This window comes from Aminobacter niigataensis (assembly GCF_946995915.1).
GTDB lineage: Bacteria > Pseudomonadota > Alphaproteobacteria > Rhizobiales > Rhizobiaceae > Aminobacter > Aminobacter niigataensis.
The window spans coordinates 926,832-946,509 of record NZ_OX341517.1 but is presented as its reverse complement, the minus strand read 5'-3'; the positions used below and the strand labels follow the sequence as shown (position 1 = coordinate 946,509).

Here is a 19,678-nt window from a genome sequence, read left to right as displayed (position 1 = left end):
GACAGGACATGGCCAAGAGCACACGGCAATATGTTTTCGAGGGAATGGAGCTGCTCCCCGCGGCGCTCATTCCCTTCGTCGAGAAGCGGCTGGAGACCTCCGTCAAGGGACATTGGCAGATCGAGGTCGTGCAGCGAGTACAGGGTCTCAAGCCCAATTCGGCAGGGGAGGTCGGCTGGGATCAGCAAGGCTTGCTCAAGACCATGATGGCATTCTGGAAGGATGCCTTTGCGTCGGTGCTTGGGCATCCAGAACGCTCCTATGTTTCGGAGCTGCTCGATGTCCGCAACAAGCTCTCGCACAACGAGACCTTCACCTACGACGATGCCGAGCGGGCGTTGGACACGATGCGGCGGCTGATGGAGTCGATCAGCGCTGGTGAGGTTGCCGAGCAGCTCTCGAAGATGCGCGACACGATCCTTCGCACCAAGTTCACCGAGCTTCAGCGCAACGAGGAGCGCCGGAAGACCCAGCGGCTGGATATCTCGGTCGAAACCGTGGCGGGATTGCTCCCGTGGCGCGAAGTGGTCGAGCCGCATCCGGACGTCGCGACCGGCGAATTCCAGCAGGCCGAGTTCGCGGCGGACCTTGCCAAAGTTCATTCGGGCAGCGCGCCCGCCGAATATCGTGACCCTGGCCAGTTCTTCAGCCGGACGTATCTCACCGAAGGTTTGAGCACGCTAGTGGTTGGCGCCGCCAAACGGCTTGCCGGCAGCGGCGGCGATCCGGTGGTCGAACTGCAAACCAATTTTGGTGGCGGCAAGACTCACTCGATGCTCGCCCTTTATCACATGGCGGGTGGAACACCGGTCCAAGACCTGTCCGGACTTGACCGCTTGCTGGACAAGCACGAGCTGAGCGTGCCCCAGAAGGTCAATCGCGCGGTGCTGGTCGGCACGTCGCGAGGACCGCAGGATGTCCTCAATACCGATAGCGGCCAGAAGATACGTACCACATGGGGCGAATTGGCATGGCAACTCGGCGGGGCAGCAGCCTTCGCCATGGTCGCCGAGAATGATGCCAACGGCATCGCGCCGGGCTCCCATCTTCTTGAGGCGATCTTCAAGAAATACGCGCCGTGCCTGATCCTGATCGACGAATGGGTCGCCTATTTGAGGCAGATCTACAAAGTCGAAGGACTGCCGTCGGGATCGTTCGACGCAAACCTGTCCTTCGTCCAGTCGCTGACCGAGGCGGTCAAGGCCAGCCCCGGCACTCTCTTGGTTGCCTCCTTGCCGGCGTCCCAGATCGAAGTCGGCGGCGAAGGCGGTCAGGAGGCGTTGGCACGTCTCAAGCAGACCTTCAGCCGTGTCGAGTCGTCATGGCGGCCGGCGAGCCAGGAAGAGAGCTACGAGATTGTTCGGCGGCGGCTGTTCAAGGACATCCCCGGCGACAAGTTCCATCATCGTGACAACACGCTGAAGCAGTTCGCGAAGCTCTATCGCGAGAACGCGAACGACTTCCCGCAAGGTTGCGCGGATGAGGACTACAGGCGCAAGCTGGAGAAGGCCTATCCAATCCATCCTGAGCTGTTCGACCAGCTCTATGCGACCTGGGGATCGCTTGAGAAATTTCAGCGCACGCGCGGTGTGCTGCGATTGATGGCGCAGGCCATTCACGAGCTTTGGATGAACGGCGATCCGTCGGTGATGATCATGCCGGGCAGTGTCGCGGTGAGTTCACCGCGCGTGGAGCCGGAATTGCTTCACTATCTCGATGTGACCTGGCAATCGATCATTGCTGGCGATGTCGATGGCACGACGTCCACACCCTATAAGATCGATCAGTCGGCGCCGAACCTGAACCGCTATTCGGCAACTCGGCGCGTCGCCCGCGCGGTCTTCATGGGAACGGCGCCCACCCATCAACAGCAGAATACAGGCCTCGACGACAAGCAGATCAATCTCGGCGTCGTGCAGCCCGGCGAGCGTCCGGCGATCTTCGGCGATGCTCTGCGCCGGCTGACCAATCAGGCCAAGTTCATGCACGCCGATCTCGGCCGCTACTGGTACTCAATGTCGGCGAGTCTCAATCGTATCGCGGCGGACAAGGCGGCGCAGATCGAGGCGGCGCTGGTCGACGTGACCATCGACGCCGAACTCGGCAAATATGTGAATAGCCTTGCCGATCGCGGGCATTTCGATGCCGTGCAGGTCGCCCCGGCTTCGTCGGCCGAAGTCCCCGATGAAGCCGGCGGTGTTCGCGCCGTCGTGCTAGGTGTCAAATATCCCCACAACGGCCGCGATGGCTCCGAAGCGCTGGTCGAGGCCAAGGACATCCTCACGCAACGCGGCAGTACGCCGCGCGTCTATCGCAACATGCTGGTGTTCATCGCCGCGGAAAGCCGCCAGCTCGATCATCTGAAAGACGCCGTGCGTGCGTCGCTCGCCTGGGGCGAGATCGTGCGCGACACGGAGCGCCTGAACCTGACCCAGAGCGATAGCGCGCTGGCCAAGGCAAAGCTGACCGAAGCTAACGAGACGATGAAGACGCGGCTGAAGGAGGCGTGGTGCTATCTGCATTACCCGGCCCAGGAGAGCGCCCAAGCTGATTGGGAGTGGGTCTCGGGCAAGATTCCGGCGCAGGACGGGTTGCTGGCCCGTGCGAGCAAGAAGCTCTTGGCCGAGGAAGGCCTGCTTACGGAATTGGGACCGTCGCGCCTCGACCGCGATCTCCAGAAATACATCTGGAACGACAAGCCGCGGCTGTCGCTGAAGGATCTGCGAGAATATCTCAACCGCTACATCTATTTGCCGCGTCTCAAGGGGCAGGACGTTCTGGTCAAAGCCGTGCAGGCGGCCGTGAGCGGCATGCTGCCCGGTCCCTTCGCTTATGCCGAACGATGGGACGAGAAGTCGGACACTTATCTGGGGCTGGCGATCGAGCGGGCGATCAGCGCCGTGGTAGTCATCGACAGCGACAGTGTCATCGTGAGACCCGAGGTGGCCGAAGCGCACCGTCCGGCGCCGGTGCAGCCGGGAACGGGTGACACGCTCTCAGGACCCGGCGACAGTACGCCAGTGCCAGATGGACAATCGACGGATGGTGAACCGCCGGCACCTCCAGCGGACAAGAAGCCGACGCGCTTTTCCGGCGCCGTGATGATCTCACCGGAGCGACCGGCTCGAGACATCCATCAGATCGTCGAAGCGATCGTCGAACAACTGACGACGCTGCCGGGCAGCCAGGTGAAGATCCGACTCGAGATTGACGCCGAAGTGCCTGACGGTCTCGATCGCGCCAAGGTTCGGACGCTGGTCGAGAATGCCAATACACTTGGATTCATAGAGAAATCCATAGAGTGACAGCCGGTCGGCGTTCCCCAGTGTGGCCGGGGAACGCCGACGAACTTTGTCGCCACGCTGGGAAATCGCTTTGGCAAGCCTCGCAGCGTCTCTGTCAAGCATTCGGGATAAGGGGGCTCCCCGGACAATTTCCAGGTGTGAGTATGAACTTTCGACATCTGCGCTATTTCATTGCAGCTTTCGAGCATGGAAGCTTTCGAAAGGCGGGTGCAGCGCTCGGTGTGCAGGAGTCCACGATCAGTCGCCGGATTCGCGACATGGAAGATGGGCTCGGGTCAGCGTTGTTTCATCGCCATAGCGGCGGCGTGTGCCTGACCGTCGCAGGACAGCGGCTGTTGTCGAAGGCGCGAAAGGTCCTTCGCTACGTCAACGAAGGCACCGAGATCGTGGACGCGGTCGGGCGCGGCGAGGAAGGCCATCTGCGGGTAGGGATTTTCTCCTCGCTGGCATCCGGCTTTCTCCCCGACCTGCTGCGTGGCTTTGCCGAGGAGCATCCTGGCGTGCATATCGAGGTCGCCGACGGCAACCCTGCAGAGCATGTCGCAGCGATCCGGCAGTTCCGATTGGACATCGCCTTTCTGACGGGGACCTTGGACTGGCCACGATGCGAGACCGACTATCTCTGGTCAGAGCGTGTTTTCGTGGTGCTGCCTGAATCGCACGCGCTTGCTCAGAAAGAGGAGGTGCATTGGCATGACCTCGCGCATGAGCCTTTCATCGTCAGCGACGTGCCTCCTGGTCAGGAAATCCACGACTATCTGGTGCAGCGCGTCGCTGATCTCGGCCACCATCCGAAAATTCAATCACAGTTTGTCGGGCGCGATAATCTGTTGACGCTTGTCGCGCTCGGCAGCGGGCTCACGGTCACGAGCGAGGCGACGACCGCAGCCCGTGTGCCGGGCATCTGCTACAGGCCGATCGTCGGCGAGGTTCTTCCCTTTAGCGGCGTGTGGTCGCCGAAGAACGATAATCCGGCGCTCAGGCGCTTCCTCAGCATGGCGAAGGTGTTGGCGCGCCGCCAAGGCGCGGAACTATGAACCAGCATCACCGATGTGTTTCGCTCGACGGGCCTTGGCGAACCCGCGGTCCGTTGCGATGAAACGCTCCAGCATCGGTACGATCAGTTGGATGGGATCGCGAACGGTCTGGCCGGTCTGCCGCCCCAGCACTTCGGCGTAGGCGGTGAGATCGCGGTGGAGCGAAGCAGGTAGCTCCAGCGTCGCCTTGACCGGCTTTTCCTCCATGATCGGGCCGAGCTTCAATTTCGTCATATCAGCCTCCGTAGGGTTCGAGGACGAGATCGCGCATGACGATCACGCGGACGGGGAAGCCAGGCCGAATTGTCAGCGTTGGCGGGACGTTGAGCTGACGCCGAACGATCTGCTGGCCTGCGTCATTGATGGTGTCCTGTCCGCCGTTGCGGATTGCCCGCAAGAGCCGGTCCTGGTCGTCGACGGCGAGTTCGGCCCCGACCGAGAGGAGTGTCGAGAGGCCAGCGGCCTTGGCGAGATCCAACCAGTGGTAATCGACGCCATCCTCGATACCAGCATAGCCCTGCGTGTCTGCGCCGGGCTGGCGTTCGAGCACGATCGAGCGGCCGTTGGGGAATATGAGGCGGCTCCATACCAAGAGGATACGACGTTGTCCGAAGCCGACGTCGTTGCTGTATTCACCGATGATGCGCGTTCCTTGCGGAACGACGAGGATGCGCCCGGACGGGCTGTCGTAGATATTTTCTGTCGCCTGGGCGGTGATCTGCCCCGGTAGATCGGAACGTATGCCGGTTATGAGCGCGGCCGAGATGATCGCACCTGCCTGGAGGACATAGGGCGACGCAGGCGCCATGACGCGATCGGTGGCAATGGTGCGGCGATCGACGGGAGCGTTGAGGAAGGCGAGCTGGCGGTCCTGAGCTGTCTGGGCGCCCGGTTGCGCGCCTGTTCCAAGGCCAGAAAGTCCGGGCGTGTTCATTCCGATTGGCGCCGACGTTGAGAGCGGACCAGCCTGGAAGAACACCTGGCTGGTGCGCGCCGCTTCCAGCTCGGCGAGACGGCGTTGCTCTTCGGGATCGACCTGCGGGGTTGCCATGGCGGGCGGTACGACAGGCTGGCCCTGGTTCTGCGCACTGACAATCGGGCGGCCGAGATCTCCCGGTAGCGCCGGACCAAGCACGGGCCCGGTATAATCGCTCGGCAAGCCGGCCAGGCCATCGGCCGTAGCGCGATTATCGGTCGAATAGAGTTCATCGCCGCTCTTGCCGGGATCGCGGGTCTGGAGCGCATAGATGAGGGAGCCGCCGATGCCGACAAGGGCAACGGCGGCCGCGCCGGCCAGCACCTTGCGCGACAGCCGCGTGACGCGCGGAGACTCAGCGCGCAGGCGCATGGGCGATGTTGAATCGGCAGAAGGCGCCGATGGCTGCTGCGGTTCGGGGGTGTCGTTGTCGGTATCACTCATGATGCAGGCTTCCCATCGGTTCGCACGATCCTGACGGTTTGCTGGCGATTGCCGCCGCCGAGACGCAACTCGGCGGCGCCGAAGATGCGGTCCACGATCAGGATGTTCTGGTAGATGCGGCTGTTGACGAGCTGGGGTTCGCCGTCGGCGCCGAGGACGAAGATGGGTGGCATTTCGCCCTGGACGATGCCGCGCGGAAACTCGACATAGACCCGCCGGCCGTCGTCATAAACGGAGACCGGCCGCCAGGGCGGTGTGTCGCCGGTGATGCCGTATCGATAGTGACGTGCGGCGGCTGCGGGAATGATCGGTGTCGCCGGGATTCTGACGCGCTGCGATGCCGGGGACACGGGATAGGCCCATGCCACGGCTGGCATGTACGGTTTCGCTTCCGCCCTGAGTTCGAGCATGTAGATGCGGCGGTCGGTCGTGATGACGAGGTTCGTGGTGATGTCGGGGCGCGTCGGCTTGACGAGGATGTGGACGCGGCGCGAGAGGCCGGATCCGCTCTCGGTATCGCCGATGATCCAGCGGGCGGTGTCGCCGGCGGCGATCGGGCCAGCGCCGGTCAGGCCTTCGCCGGGTTCGAGCGCGATGTTGGTAATCTGGCCGGGGGCCGCATAGACCTGATAGAGCGCGCCTTCGCTCCACGGATAGATCTGGATCGCATTGTAGTAGCCCTCGCGGCGCGGTTCGACGCGGGCGGCGGCATTGGCGTTCTCGACACGGCCGCTTGGGGTGTTCGCGGCGGTTCCGCCATGCGCGGGCGTCCAGGCGGGCGGTGTATGCAACGGCCGCGGCGGTTGCTCGGTGACTGGAGCCGGCACCGCCGGCAGAGGTGGCACGTCACTGTCATAGCTGATGGCGGGCGGCTTGAACGTCGCGCATCCCGCCAGCATGGTGGCGGAAAGCAGCACGATCGCCAAAGCGGATTTACGCAAAGCCGGAGAGGCTGGCCTCCGATGAGACGCGCTCATTGGGACATCTCCCGCGACCAGTTGATGGCGTTGACGTAGATCCCGAGCGGATTGGCGCGCAGCCGTTCGGCATCACGCGGCGTCTGGATGACGATGGTGAGAATCGCGGTCCAGCGTTCGGTCCCGGCGAGCTGGCCGTTCTCGTAACGCTTCTCCGTCCAGGCGACGCGGAAGGAATCCTGGGAGGCACGGATGACGCTCGATACTTCGACGGCGATCTGCTGTTTGCCGACCTTGGTGAATGGGTCGTTGGTGCGGGCATAGTCGTTCAGCGCGCCTGCGCCGCGATCGGTGGTCCATTCATAGGCGCGCAGCCAGTTCTGCCGCACAATGATCGGATCGGCCGGGATGCTTCTGACCTGCTCGATGAAGCGGGCGAGATGCCAGGCCACCTGCGGATCGGTCGGCCGGTAATCGGCCGTCGCCGGTGCCACCGATTGCGCCTGGCCGAGACGATCGACCTGCACGACCCAGGGGACGACGGTGCCGCGCGCCGACTGCCAGACCAGTGCGGCGGCGAAACCGGCCGACAGGAACAGCGAGCCGAAGGCCATGATGCGCCAGTTTCTGGCCTGGACGCGGGCCGAACCGATCCGTTCGTCCCAGACCTGGGCGGCCTTCTGATAGGGCGTTTCTGGTTCGGGAGACTTTCCATAGTGGGCGGCGGGTCGCTTGAAGAGGCTCATGAACGATCACTTTCGGAGAGGTTGACGGAGGAGCCGCCGCCATGACTGTCGCCGGAGCGAACAGCATGGGCTGCGAGGGTGGCTCCGTGGCTGAGGGACTGGCCGCGTTTCATGCGCTTTGCCCAGTCGGGCGGACCGTCGCGGGGCGTTGCCGCGGCTTCGCTTGTCGTCCCGGAGCCAGGGATGGCGCTCATGGTCGAAGAGCCGCCGGTCACGCCGAAACCGGCCTTGGCGCCTTCCGAGAAGCTGGACTTGACGCTTTCGGCAGCGCGCGACGCCGCGCGTTTCAGCGGCGACACGGTGGCCGCGCCAGCGGCGTGGGCGACGCCGCCGAGACCAGAGGCGACGCCACCGGCTCCGGACTGGCCGAGCGAGCCGACGCTGTAGGCAGCGGCGGCCCCGCCTGCGGCAGCGGCTCCGCCCCGCACGGCGGCTGCACCGCCGGACATCGCCGCCGCTCCTCCCTTCATGGCAAGGCCCGCCGCGCCACCAGCTGCGAGCGCCGCACCGCCTACGGCAAGCCCTGTGCCGACAGCCGCACCGGCGCCGAGTTGCGGTCCGCCGCTGACAAGACCGGCGGCAATGCCCGGACCGAAGATGCCGAGCCCGAGCAGCGATAGCGCGGCAAGCACAATCGCCATGGCGTCGTCGATCGTGGGCGTTGCGCCGCCGAAGCCGGCCGTAAACTGGCTGAACAGCGTCGAGCCGATGCCGATGATGACGGCGAGCACCAAAACTTTGATGCCGGATGAGACGACATTGCCCAGCACGCGCTCGGCCATGAAGGCGGTCTTGCCGAACAGGCCGAACGGGATGAGGACGAAGCCAGCAAGCGTCGTCAGCTTGAATTCGATCAGGGTGACGAAGAGCTGGATGGCCAGGATGAAGAAGGCGAGCAGCACCAACGCCCAGGCGAAGAGCAGGCAGGCGATCTGGATGAAGTTCTCGAAGAACGCGATCCAACCCATCAGGTCGGAGATGGATTCGAGCAAGGGGCGCGCGGCGTCGAGTCCGGTCTGCGCCACTTTGCCGGGTCGCATCAGATCCTGCGCGGTAAAGCTGGTGCCGGAAGCTTTGAGACCCAGTCCCGCGAACGAGTCGAAAACGATCTTGGCGAGGTTGTTCCAGTTGCCGATGAGATAGGCGAAGACGCCGACGAAGAGCGTCTTCTTCACGAGCCTGGCGATGATGTCGTCTTCCGCGCCCCAGCTCCAGAACAGGGCGGCGAGCGTCACATCGATGACGATCAGCGTCGTGGCGATGAACGCGACCTCGCCGCCGAGCAGTCCGAAGCCGCTGTTGATGTAGGAGGTGAAGACCCCGAGGAAATTGTCGATGACGCCAGCACCGCCCATGGTTCACCGTCCTTCTGGCGTCGGGACGGCAGGTGCTGGGGGGCGGCCAAGGAAGCGATCACGGCTCTCGGCCCAGACGCGCATGCAGTCGGGATCGCTCGCCGCCGCCTGGCCAAGCTGCTGGCACCGGCGCTGCTCTTCGCGCAGCGGATCGCGCGCGGGTTCGACAGCGCGGGCGTGCCCCATCTCCGGAGGCGTCTCCTTCCGGGTCATCTCGATCGCCGTCGCCGTGATGGCGACGGCGACGAAGACGACGGCGCCCAACCGGGCCAGCATCTTGCCGTCCATGGCTGTGCCCTCAGTTGCCGTTGCCGAACATCTGCGCGTTGCCGGGCTGGTAGCCCGAACCAGGCGTCAGGAAGCGGCGGCGCTGCTCCCGGCCTTGGTCGGCGGCAGCGGCACGTTCGGCTTCGGTGAGCGCCTCGGAGCGGCCATTGGCGGAGATCAGCGCAACCAGATCGGAAAGCTGCTGAGATTGAAGCGCGAGAAGTTGGTTGCCGGCTTGCGTCGCCTGCAATGCGCCTTGCGCGCCCTGGCTCTGGCTGACGAGGTTGGACATCTGCGTGCGGTTGCTGTCGATATTGCCGACGACACCGGCCTGCACACGCATGGCGTCCTGCAAGCCGCCCACGGTGTTCTGCCAGCGAGAGCGGGCGTCGGTGACGAGCTTGGCATCGGTCGTGGAGAGCGAGACGCTGCCATATTGTTGCTGGAACATGCGATCGACGCTCTGGACGTCGAAGGCGATGTTCTGTGCTTGGCTGAGGAGTTGCTGGGTTCGTTGGACGCTCTGCTGAATCTGCTGGAGCGCCGAATAGGGCAGGCTCGCCAAATCTTTGGCCTGGTTGATGAGGCTCTGCGCCTCGTTCTGAAGCGAGCGGATCTGGTTGTTGATCTGCTCAAGGGACCGCGCCGCCGTCAGGACGTTCTGGGCGTAGTTGGTAGGGTCATAGACGATACCGCCGAAGCCGAATTGCGCGTGCGCTGGCGCGGTCAGCATGGGCGACGCGGCGAGCGGCATCGCCAGGATGACTGCCGCGAGCGAAAGTGCGCGCGGACGTGAGCGTTGGGTCGTCATGGTCGTTACTCCTTCTCAGGCTGGGGGATGAGGTTTGTGAGGTCGGGGAGGAGATCCGCAGCCCACGCGGCGCCGCGCAGACGCAGCCAAGCGGCGAGGAAGCCTTCGCGGCCATGCTCGGCGAAGGTGCGCGCGATCTCGGACTGGTCGGTTTTGGAGGAGGCGGCCGCGAGGGCGAGGCCGACTTCGGACAGGCCCAGCTCGAACAGGCGATTGCCGCGCCGCGATTGGCAGTAATAATCCCGCTTAGGCGTGGCGCGGGCGAGGATCTCGATCTGGCGGTCGTTGAGCCCGAAGCGCCGATAGATCGCGGTAATCTGCGGCTCGACCGCGCGTTCGTTGGGCAGGAGCAATCGCGTCGGGCAGCTCTCGATGATGGCGGGGGCGATGCCGCTGTTGTCGATGTCCGACAGCGACTGCGTGGCGAAGATGACGCTGGCGTTCTTCTTGCGCAGGGTCTTCAGCCACTCGCGCAATTGCCCGGAGAAGGCGTCGTCATCGAGCGCGAGCCAGCCCTCGTCGATGATGAGCAGGGTCGGCCGCCCGTCGAGGCGATCGCCGATGCGATGGAAGAGATAGGAGAGCACGGCGGACGCGGCGCCCGTTCCGACCAGTCCCTCGATCTCGAACGCCTGCACCGATGCCGCGCCGAGATGTTCGGCTTCCGCATCAAGCAGCCGGCCATAGGCGCCGCCGACGCAATAGGGCCGCAGCGCCTGCTTCAGGTCGTTCGATTGCAGCAATACCGTGAGGCCGGTGATGGTGCGCTCCTCGACCGGAGCTGAAGCCAGTGAGGTGAGCGCCGCCCAGAGATGCTCTTTCACCTCAGGCGTGATGACGATGCCTTCGCGGATCAGGATCGCGGCGATCCAGTCAGTCGCCCAAGCGCGTTCCGGTGTGTTGTGGAGGCGCGCGAGCGGCTGCAGTGCGACCGAGGCGTCCACGCCGTCGGTCAGATCGCCGCCGAGATCATGCCAATCGCCGCCCATGGCGAGCGCGGCGGCGCGGATCGAGCCGCCGAAGTCGAAGGCAAAGACTTGCGAATTGGCGTAGCGGCGGAACTGCAAGGCCATGACCGCGAGCAGCACGGATTTGCCCGCGCCGGTGGGGCCGACGACGAGGGTATGGCCGACGTCGCCGACATGGAGGGAAAACCGGAACGGGGTAGAGCCCTCGGTCTTGCCGAACAGCAAGGGGGGCGACCCGAAATGCTCGTCCCGTTCCGGCCCCGCCCACACCGCAGAAAGCGGGATCATGTGGGCGAGGTTCAGCGTCGAGATGGGGGGCTGGCGCACGTTGGCGTAAACGTGCCCTGGCAATGACCCCAACCAGGCATCGACGGCATTGATGGTTTCGGTCATGGCCGTGAAATCACGGCCTTGAACGACCTTCTCGACGAGCCGCAGTTTCTCGTCAGCGATGCGTGGATCGTCATCCCAGACCGCGACCGTGGCGGTCACATAAGCCTGGCCGGCAAAGTCGGCGCCGAGTTCCTGAAGAGCGAGGTCTGCATCGGCCGCCTTGTTGGAAGCGTCGGTATCGACCAGCGCGGATGCCTCGTTGGTCATTACCTCTTTGAGGATCGCCGCGATCGATTTGCGCTTGGCGAACCATTGCCGCCTGATCTTGGTCACCAGCTTGGTCGCGTCGGTCTTGTCGAGCAGGATCGCGCGGGTCGACCAGCGATAGGGAAAGGCGAGACGATTGAGATCGTCGAGGATGCCGGGCGTGGTCGCGGTCGGAAAGCCGACGATGGTGAGAATGCGTAGATGCGCTGTTCCGAGACGCGGCTCGAGGCCGCCGGTCAGCGGCTGATCGGCGAGTAGTGCATCGAGATAGATCGGAGTTTCCGGCACGCGGACGCGGTGCCGCTTGGTCGAGACTGTCGAATGGAGATAGGTCAGCGTCTCGCTGCTATCGAGCAAAGCGCATTCGGGCATGAAGCCGTCGAGCAGCGCGAGCAGGCGATCGGTACGATCGATGAAGGTGTTGAGGATCTCCCCCGGATCGATGCCGCCGCGTTCGCGTCCCTCATAGAGCCAGGCCTCGGTGCGTGCGGCGTCTTCGGCCGGCGGCAGATAGGTGAGCGTGAGGTAGTAGCCGGAGATGTAGTGCGCGCCGGCTTCCTCGAAATCGGCCTTGCGCTCGGCATCGAGGAGGGCCGCGGCGGCGTCGGGAAACAGGCTGGACGGATAAGTCGATGCTTCGTGGCGCTGCGCCTCGACGAAGATCGCCCAGCCCGAACCGAGCCGACGGAATGCGTTGTTGAGCCGCCCGGCGACGGCGACCAGCTCGGCGGCGACGGCGGAATCCAGGTCGGGGCCACGGAAGCGCGCCGTGCGCTGGAAACTCCCGTCCTTGTTGAGGACGACGCCTTCAGCGACGAGCGCGGCCCAGGGCAGATAGTCCGAAAGACGGGTTGCGGTGCGGCGATATTCGGCAAGGTTCATCATTGCGATGCGCCTCCTCAGACGGACAGGTGAGCGGGGATGCGCAGATGACGGCGACCGACCTCGACGAAGAGCGGATCGCGCTTCGCCGCCCAGACTGCCGCGAAGTGGCCTATGGCCCAGATGGCGAGGCCGACGAGCCAAAGGCGCAGGCCGAGACCGACAGCCCCGGCCAGCGTGCCATTCAGGATGGCAATGCTCCTCGGTGCACCGCCGAGCAGGATGTGCTCGGTCAGCGCCCGGTGAACCTGGATCGTGAAACCCGGCACGACGTCGAGCTGCTCAAAGCTCGTTGCCATCAGACAAGCGCCCCGCCGCCAAACGAGAAGAACGACAGGAAGAACGAGCTGGCCGCAAACGCGATCGACAGGCCGAAGACGATCTGGATCAGCTTGCGAAAGCCGCCCGAGGTGTCGCCGAACGCCAACGCCAGACCGGTGGCGATGATGATGATGACGGCGACGATCTTGGCGACCGGCCCCTCGATCGACTCCAGGATTTTCTGAAGTGGCGCTTCCCACGGCATGGACGAGCCGGAAGCATGGGCGGCAGGGACAAGGACGAGATTGATATAGGTAAAGGCGACGGCCGCCGTGATGGTGCGGCGAGCGCGCATGGTGGTGCGGATCATGTAGGGTCTCCTGTGCTGGCGGGAGTTGCGGGGATGACGCGGTAGTCCCCGTCGGGGTCGAGCCCTTCGACGCGGGCGAGTTCGGTCAGTCGGCGCGCAGAACCGCGGCCCGACAGGACGGCCACGATGTCGATGGTCTCGGCGATCAGCGCGCGCGGGACGGTGACGACGGCCTCTTGAATGAGTTGTTCGAGGCGGCGCAGTGCGCCGATGCCGGTGCCGGCATGGATCGTCCCGATCCCGCCAGGATGGCCGGTGCCCCAGGCTTTAAGGAGGTCGAGCGCTTCCGCCCCGCGCACTTCGCCGATGGGAATGCGGTCGGGGCGCAGGCGCAGGGAGGATCGGACCAGCTCGGAAAGCGTCGCGACGCCATCCTTGGTTCGCATAGCGACGAGGTTGGGCGCGGCGCATTGCAGCTCGCGCGTGTCCTCAATGATGACGACGCGATCGGATGATTTCGCGACCTCGGCGAGGAGCGCATTGGTGAGCGTGGTCTTGCCGGTCGAGGTGCCGCCCGCGACGAGAATGTTGGCGCGCGAGACGACTGCGGCGCGTAGCGTCGCGGCCTGATCGGCATTCATGATGCCGGCCGCCACATAGTCATCAAGCGTGAAGACCGCGACGGCGGGCTTGCGGATGGCGAAGGCCGGTGCGGCGACGACGGGCGGCAACAGGCCCTCGAACCGCTCGCCGGTCTCGGGCAGCTCGGCCGAGACGCGGGGGCTGCGCGGGTGAACTTCGGCGCCGACATGATGCGCGACGAGGCGGACGATGCGTTCGCCATCGGCGGCGGACAGCCGCTCTCCCGTATCGGCGAGGCCCTCCGACAGTCGATCCACCCACAGGCGACCGTCCGGGTTCAACATCACCTCGACGACGGAAGGGTCTTCGAGCAGATGGGTGATGGTCGAACCGAGCGCCGTGCGCAGCATCCGCGCGCCACGCGCGAACGCCTCCGGCTTCTGGCTGGTTGTGGTCATTTCTGCCCCGCTTCCTGACGGGGCCGAAAAAGGACGATCCCCGGATCGGGGTGATTAAAAGAGCCCGGAATAGGACCGGTTCAACAAGTATCGGTCGTCGTAGTAGTGTGGCGTGCAAATACAGGAGAACGGCGGTGGGGCGCTGCTCTTGATCCAGCGCCAGCGGATTCTATCAACCGCTCGCCGTCTCTCCCGTCTGCGGTTCGCCGACATCTTCGACGATCTCCTGCCGGAGCTTCGGTCCTTGCGCCAATCGACGTCCGAGCGCCGTGATAAAAGCCTCGTAGCGCTTCCCGACCATGGCCCGCGCGGCCTGGGCGGCGGCCTCGGGCAGTGCCGGCGTCGTAGTGAGCCAGAACCGGATGAACACGGCCATGGTCTCGACGGAGATTCCGACATCGCGCTCCATGCGCGTAAGGCGGCGGTCGATCTGGTCGAGGCGTTTGGCGACAACGGCTTCGCGCCGCTGCGCATCGTCCGGCGACAGGAAGGACGCGATGGCGGCCTCGGCGATCAGAGAGAGCGATTGTTCGCGCCGCGCGGCATAGTCGGTGAGCATCGCCATGATGTCGGGGTCGAGATAGACGGAGATTTGCGCCTTTTTCTTGCGGCTGGTCATCGCGCTACAGCTCCATGCCGTCATTGGGATCGAGCGAGACCTGGCGGGCAACGCCGCCCATCACGCGAGTCAGGCGCTGATTGCGTGCAGCGTCTTCCTCAGTGTCATCGGGCAGACCGAACTCGAATTCGTTGTCGATTGGCGCCATCTTTTCGACGGGCTTCACCCGGCTGAGTTCAGGCTGATGGCGACGCTCGGACCCGGTCGGATCTTCTTCCTCGTCGGAGTTGACCGCTGGGTCGGCGCTGTCGCTCGTGTCCGGGCGAGCCGGGATCGGCAGCCTGCTCCAGTCGTCCGGCCGACCTTCGGCGGGCCGCGCCAGTTCAGGTGGTGGCAGGATGCGTTCCTTGAAGCGGACATCCTCGTAGTAGCGCGCCTTCTTCGCTTGGATCGGCGGAGTTCCGGCTACCATGACGATCTCGTCGGTCGGCGGCAGTTGCATGATTTCGCCGGGTGTCAGGAGCTGGCGCGCGGTCTCCGAGCGCGACACCATCAGGTGGCCGAGCCAGGGCGAAAGCCGATGGCCGGCATAGTTCTTCATCGCCTTCATCTCGGTCGCGGTGCCGAGGGCATCGGAGACACGCTTGGCGGTACGTTCGTCGTTGGTGGCGAACGAAACGCGGACATGGCAGTTGTCGAGGATCGAGTTGTTGGGGCCATAGGCCTTCTCGATCTGGTTCAGCGACTGCGCGATCAGGAAGCTTTTGAGGCCGTAGCCTGCCATGAACGCCAGCGCGCTCTCGAAGAAATCGAGACGGCCGAGCGCGGGAAATTCGTCGAGCATGAGCAGCATCCGATGACGCCCGGCTTTGGCTTGCAGGTCCTCGGTGAGGCGGCGACCGACCTGATTAAGGATCAGGCGGATGAGCGGCTTGGTGCGGTTGATGTCGGAGGGCGGCACGACGAGGTAGAGGGTGGTCGGAAGCTTGCCGCCCACCATGTCGTTGATCCGCCAGTCGCAGCGCCGTGTCACCTCGGCAACGACAGGATCGCGGTAGAGGCCGAGAAACGACATGGCGGTGCTAAGCACGCCGGACCGTTCGTTGTCGGATTTGTTTAGTAGCTCACGCGCGGCGCTGGCAATGACGGGGTGCGGTCCAGCTTCGCCCATGTGGCTGGTCTTCATCATCGCGTCGAGGGTCGACTCGATCGGGCGCTTCGGATCGGAGAGGAAGGCGGCGACACCGGCGAGCGTCTTGTCGTCCTCGGCATAGAGGACGTGCAGAATCGCGCCGACCAGCAGTGCGTGACTGGTCTTTTCCCAGTGGTTTCGCTTTTCGAGCGACCCTTCAGGATCGACGAGGATGTCGGCGATGTTCTGAACGTCGCGGACTTCCCACTCGCCGCGCCGCACCTCGAGCAGCGGATTATAGGCTGATGATTTCGGGTTGGTCGGATCGAACAGCAGTACGCGGCCATGTCGGGCGCGAAAGCCTGCGGTGAGCTGCCAGTTTTCTCCTTTGATGTCGTGGACGATGGCCGAGCCCGGCCAGGTTAGCAGTGACGGTACGACCAGGCCGACGCCCTTGCCCGACCGCGTCGGCGCGAAACACAAGACATGCTCGGGTCCGTCATGGCGCAGATAGTCGCGGTCATAGCGGCCGAGCACGACGCCATCGGGATTGAGTAAACCCGCCGACTTCACTTCCCCCTTTTCAGCCCATCGCGCGGAGCCGTAGGTCGCGGCGTTCTTCGCTTCGCGTGCGCGCCAGACTGACATGCCGATGGCGACGGCGACAGCGATGAAGCCGCCCGACGCCGCGATCATCCCGCCCTTGGTGAAAACTTCCGGCGCGTAGGCGTCATAGAAATACCACCACCAGAAGAAGGCCGGCGGATAGTAGATCGGCACGCCCAGGAGGACGAACCAGGGAGAACCGAGCTGAGCCTGGAAGCCGAGGCTCCATGCCACATATTGCGTTGCCGCCCAGGTGGTGAGCAACACGATCAGGAAGACGACGGTGATCTGCCCCCAGAGGATTTTGGTCGCGGACATTGCGGCAGTCCTTTTTTGTCAGGTGATTAGAGGCCGAGCCCCCGCTTGCGGCCGAAACTCCAGTCGACGCCGCCGTCGCCGCGAGCGACGCCGGAGACGTGCTTGCCAAGCTGGCTTTCGAGGGACGGCGACCAGGGCACGAGTTGGAACCCAAGACCGTTATCGATCATGGCGAAGCGGCCGGATGCGAGGGTTAGGCGCTGGCGATAGGCGCCGGCGACGTATTCGCCATTGCAGGCCGGCTTGAACGGTTGGCCCGTTTCCTTCGCAAGCTTATCGGCCACGGCATCGACCTCGCGGCGGCGAAGCGTATCGATCAGGTTGCGGGTGAAGATGACGCGCCGGCCCTGTCGCTCGGCGAGACCTTCGCCGACCAGATGGTCCGCGCGTTGCTGCATCGCCTGCCGCACCTCGGCGCCGAAGCCGCCATCCGCCATGGCGATGGGCTCACGGGCGATGGATTGTCGATCGAGCCAGGTGGCGCCGGAGGCGTTCACCTGATGCTGGAGATCGAGATCGGAGCGGACGGCGAGCGCGGCGCGGCGTTCGCCGCGCGCATCCTCGAAGGTACGCAGCTCGACGATCGAACCCGGCGCGCTGTCGCCCGCCGCGTCGAGATGCGGCAGGCGAATATGATGGGTCCGGCCATCGACGCCATCGACCACGGCATAGGCCGTCCCCTTCAGCTCGTCGTCAAGGCCGCGTTCGACCAGGCGACCGATGACGGGAGTATCGAGGCTTTCGCCGGCCAGGACGTAGTTTGCCGAGCCGCGTTCGATGCCGCGTTCCGTGAGCGCGCGGTGCATCCGCTTGATGATGTCGCCGCGCTCGCCAAGTTCGCGCAGGACCGTTTCGGCTTCGGGTTTGATGAACCATTGTCCGGGACCGACCTGTCCGGCGACGCCGAAGACTTCCAGTCTGCGCAGCCGAGCGACTTTCAGGGTATGGAATTCGTCGGGCTGGCGGTCGGGCTGCGGAGCAAGATCAATGATGCCGGGTTTGCCGGCGTCGCGGACGAGCTGCCGGTCGAGCTGTGTCCAGCGCTCCGCCTCGATCTGGCGTTCGAGGGCGCTGCGGATATTGAGATCGGTGCGTGGCCCCAGTTCCTGGGTGATGAGATCGCGTGCCCGGTCACGCATGCCTTCCTTGATGTAATCGCGGGAAATCACGAGGTCCTGGCTGTCATCGCGGACACCGCGGACGATCAGGTGAACGTGCGGATGCTCGGTGTTCCAATGATCGGCCGCGACCCAATCGAGCCGCGTATCCAGATCCTTTTCCATCTGGCCGACCAGATCGCGGGTGAAGGACTTCAGGTCCGACATCTCCACCGCGTCGTCCGGCGAGACGATGAAGCGGAAATGATGGCGGTCGTCCTCGCAACGCTCGGCGAAGCCGCGCCCGTCCGCTTCCTCCGTGCCCGGTCCGAACAGCAGCGCCTTCTCTCCATCCCGGGTCACGCCATCGCGGCGCAGATAATCGAGGTGTGTGCCGAGCGGCGCGCTACGGCCAGAGTGCCGAACGACGCGGGCCTTGATGACCGCACCGCGTGTGCGCGCGGTGATGAAGCGGTTCGCCTGGATGCTGGCGCGCTGGCCTCGACCAAAGCGCGAGCGATTGGCGGAGACGATGCGCCCGGAGCGTGAGACGCCGCCGGCCTTCTTCGCTGCGGCGAGCGCCTGCGCTATGAATGGGCGGGCCGATTGAGCGCGTGTCGAGCGGATGCGCCCAGGCCGAACGCGAAACTCGTGGTCATCGGGCATGATGCGAGCCCGCAATGTGCGAAAATCCGCGCTGATACAGGTGCTTGGGCGTTAAGCGCACATTGCGCCAGCGCGTGGCAACGTGCGGAACGCGCCGGAAACCTGAACAAAAACAACCGCCCGACCGACGCACAATGTGCGGCCTTTTATCCTGCCATCGTACGGTTGTTCTGCCTGCCTCCCTCCTTTGCGCTCTCCATGTTACGCGGGGCCACGATACGGTGCGAAAGCCTCTCGCCGGGCTCATCGCCGTGTTCCCTGGTCGGAGCGGGCGACGACGATGGGTGTATTCGTCCCGTCGATGGTATCTGGCGAACGTGCCGCGACGGAGGCGTGGCTGTCGTCCGAATGCGTGTTGCCCGGCGGTGAAGCGACCGAACGGGCGTCGGCAGAACGCACGACGAAAAGCGGGGCCTCGCGCCAATCGGGTGGCGGTGGCGGCGCAACGGACGGTGCGGTGGATGGTGACGTTGTGCCAAGCTGCGGAGCGAGCAGCGCGACGTAAGCGCGCGTTTCGGCCGGAAGCGCGCGGCCCCTTTGCAGGTAGTCGTCGTAACGCGCCGGGCCTGCATTATAGGCGGCCAGCATCGCCGGGATATTGCCGTAGCGGTCGTACATTTCGCGCAGGTAGGCCGTGCCCGCGTGAATGTTATCGCGCGGGTCATAGGGATCTCGGCCGAAGCCATAGTGCGCACGAAGTTCGGTCCATGTGGTGGGCATGACTTGCATCAGCCCCTGTGCGCCGGCCGACGATATCGCTTGCACATCGCCGGCGCTTTCGGCGCGCTTGACGGCGATGATCCAGTGCTCGGGAATGCCGAAGCGCTGCGAGGCTTCGACCACGAAGGCGGTGTGCGGATCGACGGAGACGGTGTGTGTCGCCGGTGCTGACTGCGCGATAGCCGTGCTGGTCGCGCCGGTCGCGAGGGCCAAGCCGGAAAGGAGAAGGAGAGCCATGCGCCGGGCGGCGTGATGCCGCCCATGCGCACTCCGATGGCTCGTCGATGGACGGCGAGCGGGCATCGGTCAGTCCTTCTCGGCGCGGTCGCGCGGACGCGACCAGTGCAGCGACCAGGAGGTCTTGTCGTCGCCGTTCTGGAAGAGATTGGCGCGGATCGGCTGCGGGAATGTGGGATCGTCGAGCTGGATCGAGACGAAGTCGCCGGCCTTGTCGCTGGAGCGTTTCCAGCCCGCGCCGATCTCCGGGCCTTCCTCGCTCTCGGCGTGAACGCGGTAGTCCGGTGCGTTCTCGGTTTCGCTTGTCTCCGCCGTCACGATGGCGACGTCGATGTTGAGGCTGAGCGTGCGTATGCGCCCGGAATAGCCGGTCTTCAGCTTCGTGAATTCTCCAATCTGTGTCATGTGGGACTCCTGTCGTTTG

Annotated in this window: 18 protein-coding genes; 2 read left to right on the top strand and 16 right to left on the bottom strand. The window is 64.6% G+C overall.

Translation table 11 applies throughout. From position 1 onward, the window contains the following. Nucleotides 1-8: 8 nt before the first annotated feature. A complete protein-coding gene (locus O1Y97_RS04480; RefSeq protein WP_318763242.1) occupies nucleotides 9-3,305 on the top strand; it encodes a DUF499 domain-containing protein in 3,297 nt (1,098 codons plus the stop codon). A gap of 143 nt (nucleotides 3,306-3,448) precedes the next feature. Continuing rightward, nucleotides 3,449-4,342 (top strand): LysR family transcriptional regulator, encoded by an 894-nt coding sequence (locus O1Y97_RS04475; RefSeq protein ID WP_318763241.1) that lies wholly within the window; start codon nucleotides 3,449-3,451, stop codon nucleotides 4,340-4,342. Here O1Y97_RS04475 and O1Y97_RS04470 read toward each other — a convergent pair. The 16 genes from O1Y97_RS04470 to O1Y97_RS04395 all read right to left on the bottom strand — a co-directional run bounded on the left by O1Y97_RS04470 (nucleotide 4,337) and on the right by O1Y97_RS04395 (nucleotide 19,659). After that, the gene (locus tag O1Y97_RS04470; protein ID WP_318763240.1) at nucleotides 4,337-4,576 is read right to left on the bottom strand and encodes a DUF2274 domain-containing protein; all 240 of its coding nucleotides are present in this window, start codon (nucleotides 4,574-4,576) and stop codon (nucleotides 4,337-4,339) included. The two genes, O1Y97_RS04475 and O1Y97_RS04470, sit on opposite strands and share 6 nt — an antisense overlap. Nucleotide 4,577: 1 nt before the next feature. Continuing rightward, a complete protein-coding gene (locus O1Y97_RS04465) occupies nucleotides 4,578-5,762 on the bottom strand; it encodes a TrbI/VirB10 family protein (RefSeq protein WP_318763239.1) in 1,185 nt (394 codons plus the stop codon). After that, nucleotides 5,759-6,739, bottom strand: coding sequence for a P-type conjugative transfer protein TrbG (gene trbG / locus O1Y97_RS04460; RefSeq protein WP_318763238.1), 981 nt, complete (start codon nucleotides 6,737-6,739; stop codon nucleotides 5,759-5,761). Before trbG ends, O1Y97_RS04465 begins: the two co-directional genes overlap by 4 nt. Continuing rightward, a complete protein-coding gene (gene trbF, locus O1Y97_RS04455) occupies nucleotides 6,736-7,425 on the bottom strand; it encodes a conjugal transfer protein TrbF (RefSeq protein ID WP_318763237.1) in 690 nt (229 codons plus the stop codon). Before trbF ends, trbG begins: the two co-directional genes overlap by 4 nt. Continuing rightward, nucleotides 7,422-8,780: a P-type conjugative transfer protein TrbL gene (gene trbL, locus O1Y97_RS04450; protein WP_318763236.1), complete on the bottom strand. Its 1,359-nt coding sequence runs from the start codon at nucleotides 8,778-8,780 to the stop codon at nucleotides 7,422-7,424. The genes trbF and trbL overlap by 4 nt, the downstream gene beginning before the upstream one ends. Nucleotides 8,781-8,783: 3 nt before the next feature. Continuing rightward, a complete protein-coding gene (gene trbK-alt / locus O1Y97_RS04445) occupies nucleotides 8,784-9,068 on the bottom strand; it encodes a putative entry exclusion protein TrbK-alt (RefSeq protein ID WP_318763235.1) in 285 nt (94 codons plus the stop codon). Between the two features lie 10 nt (nucleotides 9,069-9,078). Then, nucleotides 9,079-9,858, bottom strand: a complete 780-nt coding sequence (trbJ, locus tag O1Y97_RS04440) for a P-type conjugative transfer protein TrbJ (RefSeq protein ID WP_318763234.1) — start codon at nucleotides 9,856-9,858, stop codon at nucleotides 9,079-9,081. A gap of 5 nt (nucleotides 9,859-9,863) precedes the next feature. Further along, entirely contained in the window at nucleotides 9,864-12,311 is a 2,448-nt protein-coding gene (gene trbE, locus O1Y97_RS04435; protein WP_318763233.1) for a conjugal transfer protein TrbE, read from the bottom strand. A 14-nt stretch (nucleotides 12,312-12,325) separates the two neighbouring features. Then, complete coding sequence (locus O1Y97_RS04430; RefSeq protein ID WP_318763232.1) at nucleotides 12,326-12,607, bottom strand: VirB3 family type IV secretion system protein; 282 nt, start codon at nucleotides 12,605-12,607, stop codon at nucleotides 12,326-12,328. Beyond that, nucleotides 12,607-12,939, bottom strand: coding sequence for a TrbC/VirB2 family protein (locus tag O1Y97_RS04425; protein WP_318763231.1), 333 nt, complete (start codon nucleotides 12,937-12,939; stop codon nucleotides 12,607-12,609). Before O1Y97_RS04425 ends, O1Y97_RS04430 begins: the two co-directional genes overlap by 1 nt. Next, nucleotides 12,936-13,919, bottom strand: a complete 984-nt coding sequence (trbB, locus tag O1Y97_RS04420; RefSeq protein ID WP_318763230.1) for a P-type conjugative transfer ATPase TrbB — start codon at nucleotides 13,917-13,919, stop codon at nucleotides 12,936-12,938. The genes O1Y97_RS04425 and trbB overlap by 4 nt, the downstream gene beginning before the upstream one ends. A 172-nt stretch (nucleotides 13,920-14,091) precedes the next feature. Then, a complete protein-coding gene (locus tag O1Y97_RS04415) occupies nucleotides 14,092-14,538 on the bottom strand; it encodes a CopG family transcriptional regulator (protein WP_318763229.1) in 447 nt (148 codons plus the stop codon). A gap of 4 nt (nucleotides 14,539-14,542) precedes the next feature. Next, nucleotides 14,543-16,534 carry a conjugal transfer protein TraG gene (locus O1Y97_RS04410; protein ID WP_318763228.1) on the bottom strand — a complete coding sequence of 664 codons (1,992 nt, stop codon included), beginning with the start codon at nucleotides 16,532-16,534 and terminating at the stop codon, nucleotides 14,543-14,545. Between the two features lie 26 nt (nucleotides 16,535-16,560). Further along, nucleotides 16,561-18,297, bottom strand: coding sequence for a relaxase/mobilization nuclease domain-containing protein (locus O1Y97_RS04405; RefSeq protein WP_318763227.1), 1,737 nt, complete (start codon nucleotides 18,295-18,297; stop codon nucleotides 16,561-16,563). A gap of 243 nt (nucleotides 18,298-18,540) precedes the next feature. Further along, nucleotides 18,541-19,320 (bottom strand): lytic transglycosylase domain-containing protein, encoded by a 780-nt coding sequence (locus O1Y97_RS04400; RefSeq protein WP_404801244.1) that lies wholly within the window; start codon nucleotides 19,318-19,320, stop codon nucleotides 18,541-18,543. A 3-nt stretch (nucleotides 19,321-19,323) separates the two neighbouring features. Next, nucleotides 19,324-19,659, bottom strand: a complete 336-nt coding sequence (locus O1Y97_RS04395; RefSeq protein WP_318763225.1) for a DUF736 domain-containing protein — start codon at nucleotides 19,657-19,659, stop codon at nucleotides 19,324-19,326. Nucleotides 19,660-19,678: the final 19 nt, after the last annotated feature.

Coding starts and splice junctions, on each gene's coding strand:
- O1Y97_RS04430 (WP_318763232.1), bottom strand. CDS start 12,607: ATGGCAACGAGCTTTGAGCAGCTCGACGTCGTGCCGGGTTTCACGATC.
- O1Y97_RS04480 (WP_318763242.1), top strand. CDS start 9: ATGGCCAAGAGCACACGGCAATATGTTTTCGAGGGAATGGAGCTGCTC.
- O1Y97_RS04465 (WP_318763239.1), bottom strand. CDS start 5,762: ATGAGTGATACCGACAACGACACCCCCGAACCGCAGCAGCCATCGGCG.
- O1Y97_RS04425 (WP_318763231.1), bottom strand. CDS start 12,939: ATGATCCGCACCACCATGCGCGCTCGCCGCACCATCACGGCGGCCGTC.
- O1Y97_RS04405 (WP_318763227.1), bottom strand. CDS start 18,297: ATGCCCGATGACCACGAGTTTCGCGTTCGGCCTGGGCGCATCCGCTCG.
- trbJ (WP_318763234.1), bottom strand. CDS start 9,858: ATGACGACCCAACGCTCACGTCCGCGCGCACTTTCGCTCGCGGCAGTC.
- trbB (WP_318763230.1), bottom strand. CDS start 13,919: ATGACCACAACCAGCCAGAAGCCGGAGGCGTTCGCGCGTGGCGCGCGG.
- trbK-alt (WP_318763235.1), bottom strand. CDS start 9,068: ATGGACGGCAAGATGCTGGCCCGGTTGGGCGCCGTCGTCTTCGTCGCC.
- O1Y97_RS04475 (WP_318763241.1), top strand. CDS start 3,449: ATGAACTTTCGACATCTGCGCTATTTCATTGCAGCTTTCGAGCATGGA.
- O1Y97_RS04395 (WP_318763225.1), bottom strand. CDS start 19,659: ATGACACAGATTGGAGAATTCACGAAGCTGAAGACCGGCTATTCCGGG.
- trbG (WP_318763238.1), bottom strand. CDS start 6,739: ATGAGCGCGTCTCATCGGAGGCCAGCCTCTCCGGCTTTGCGTAAATCC.
- trbF (WP_318763237.1), bottom strand. CDS start 7,425: ATGAGCCTCTTCAAGCGACCCGCCGCCCACTATGGAAAGTCTCCCGAA.
- trbL (WP_318763236.1), bottom strand. CDS start 8,780: ATGGGCGGTGCTGGCGTCATCGACAATTTCCTCGGGGTCTTCACCTCC.
- O1Y97_RS04410 (WP_318763228.1), bottom strand. CDS start 16,534: ATGTCCGCGACCAAAATCCTCTGGGGGCAGATCACCGTCGTCTTCCTG.
- O1Y97_RS04470 (WP_318763240.1), bottom strand. CDS start 4,576: ATGACGAAATTGAAGCTCGGCCCGATCATGGAGGAAAAGCCGGTCAAG.
- O1Y97_RS04400 (WP_404801244.1), bottom strand. CDS start 19,320: ATGCCCGCTCGCCGTCCATCGACGAGCCATCGGAGTGCGCATGGGCGG.
- trbE (WP_318763233.1), bottom strand. CDS start 12,311: ATGATGAACCTTGCCGAATATCGCCGCACCGCAACCCGTCTTTCGGAC.
- O1Y97_RS04415 (WP_318763229.1), bottom strand. CDS start 14,538: ATGACCAGCCGCAAGAAAAAGGCGCAAATCTCCGTCTATCTCGACCCC.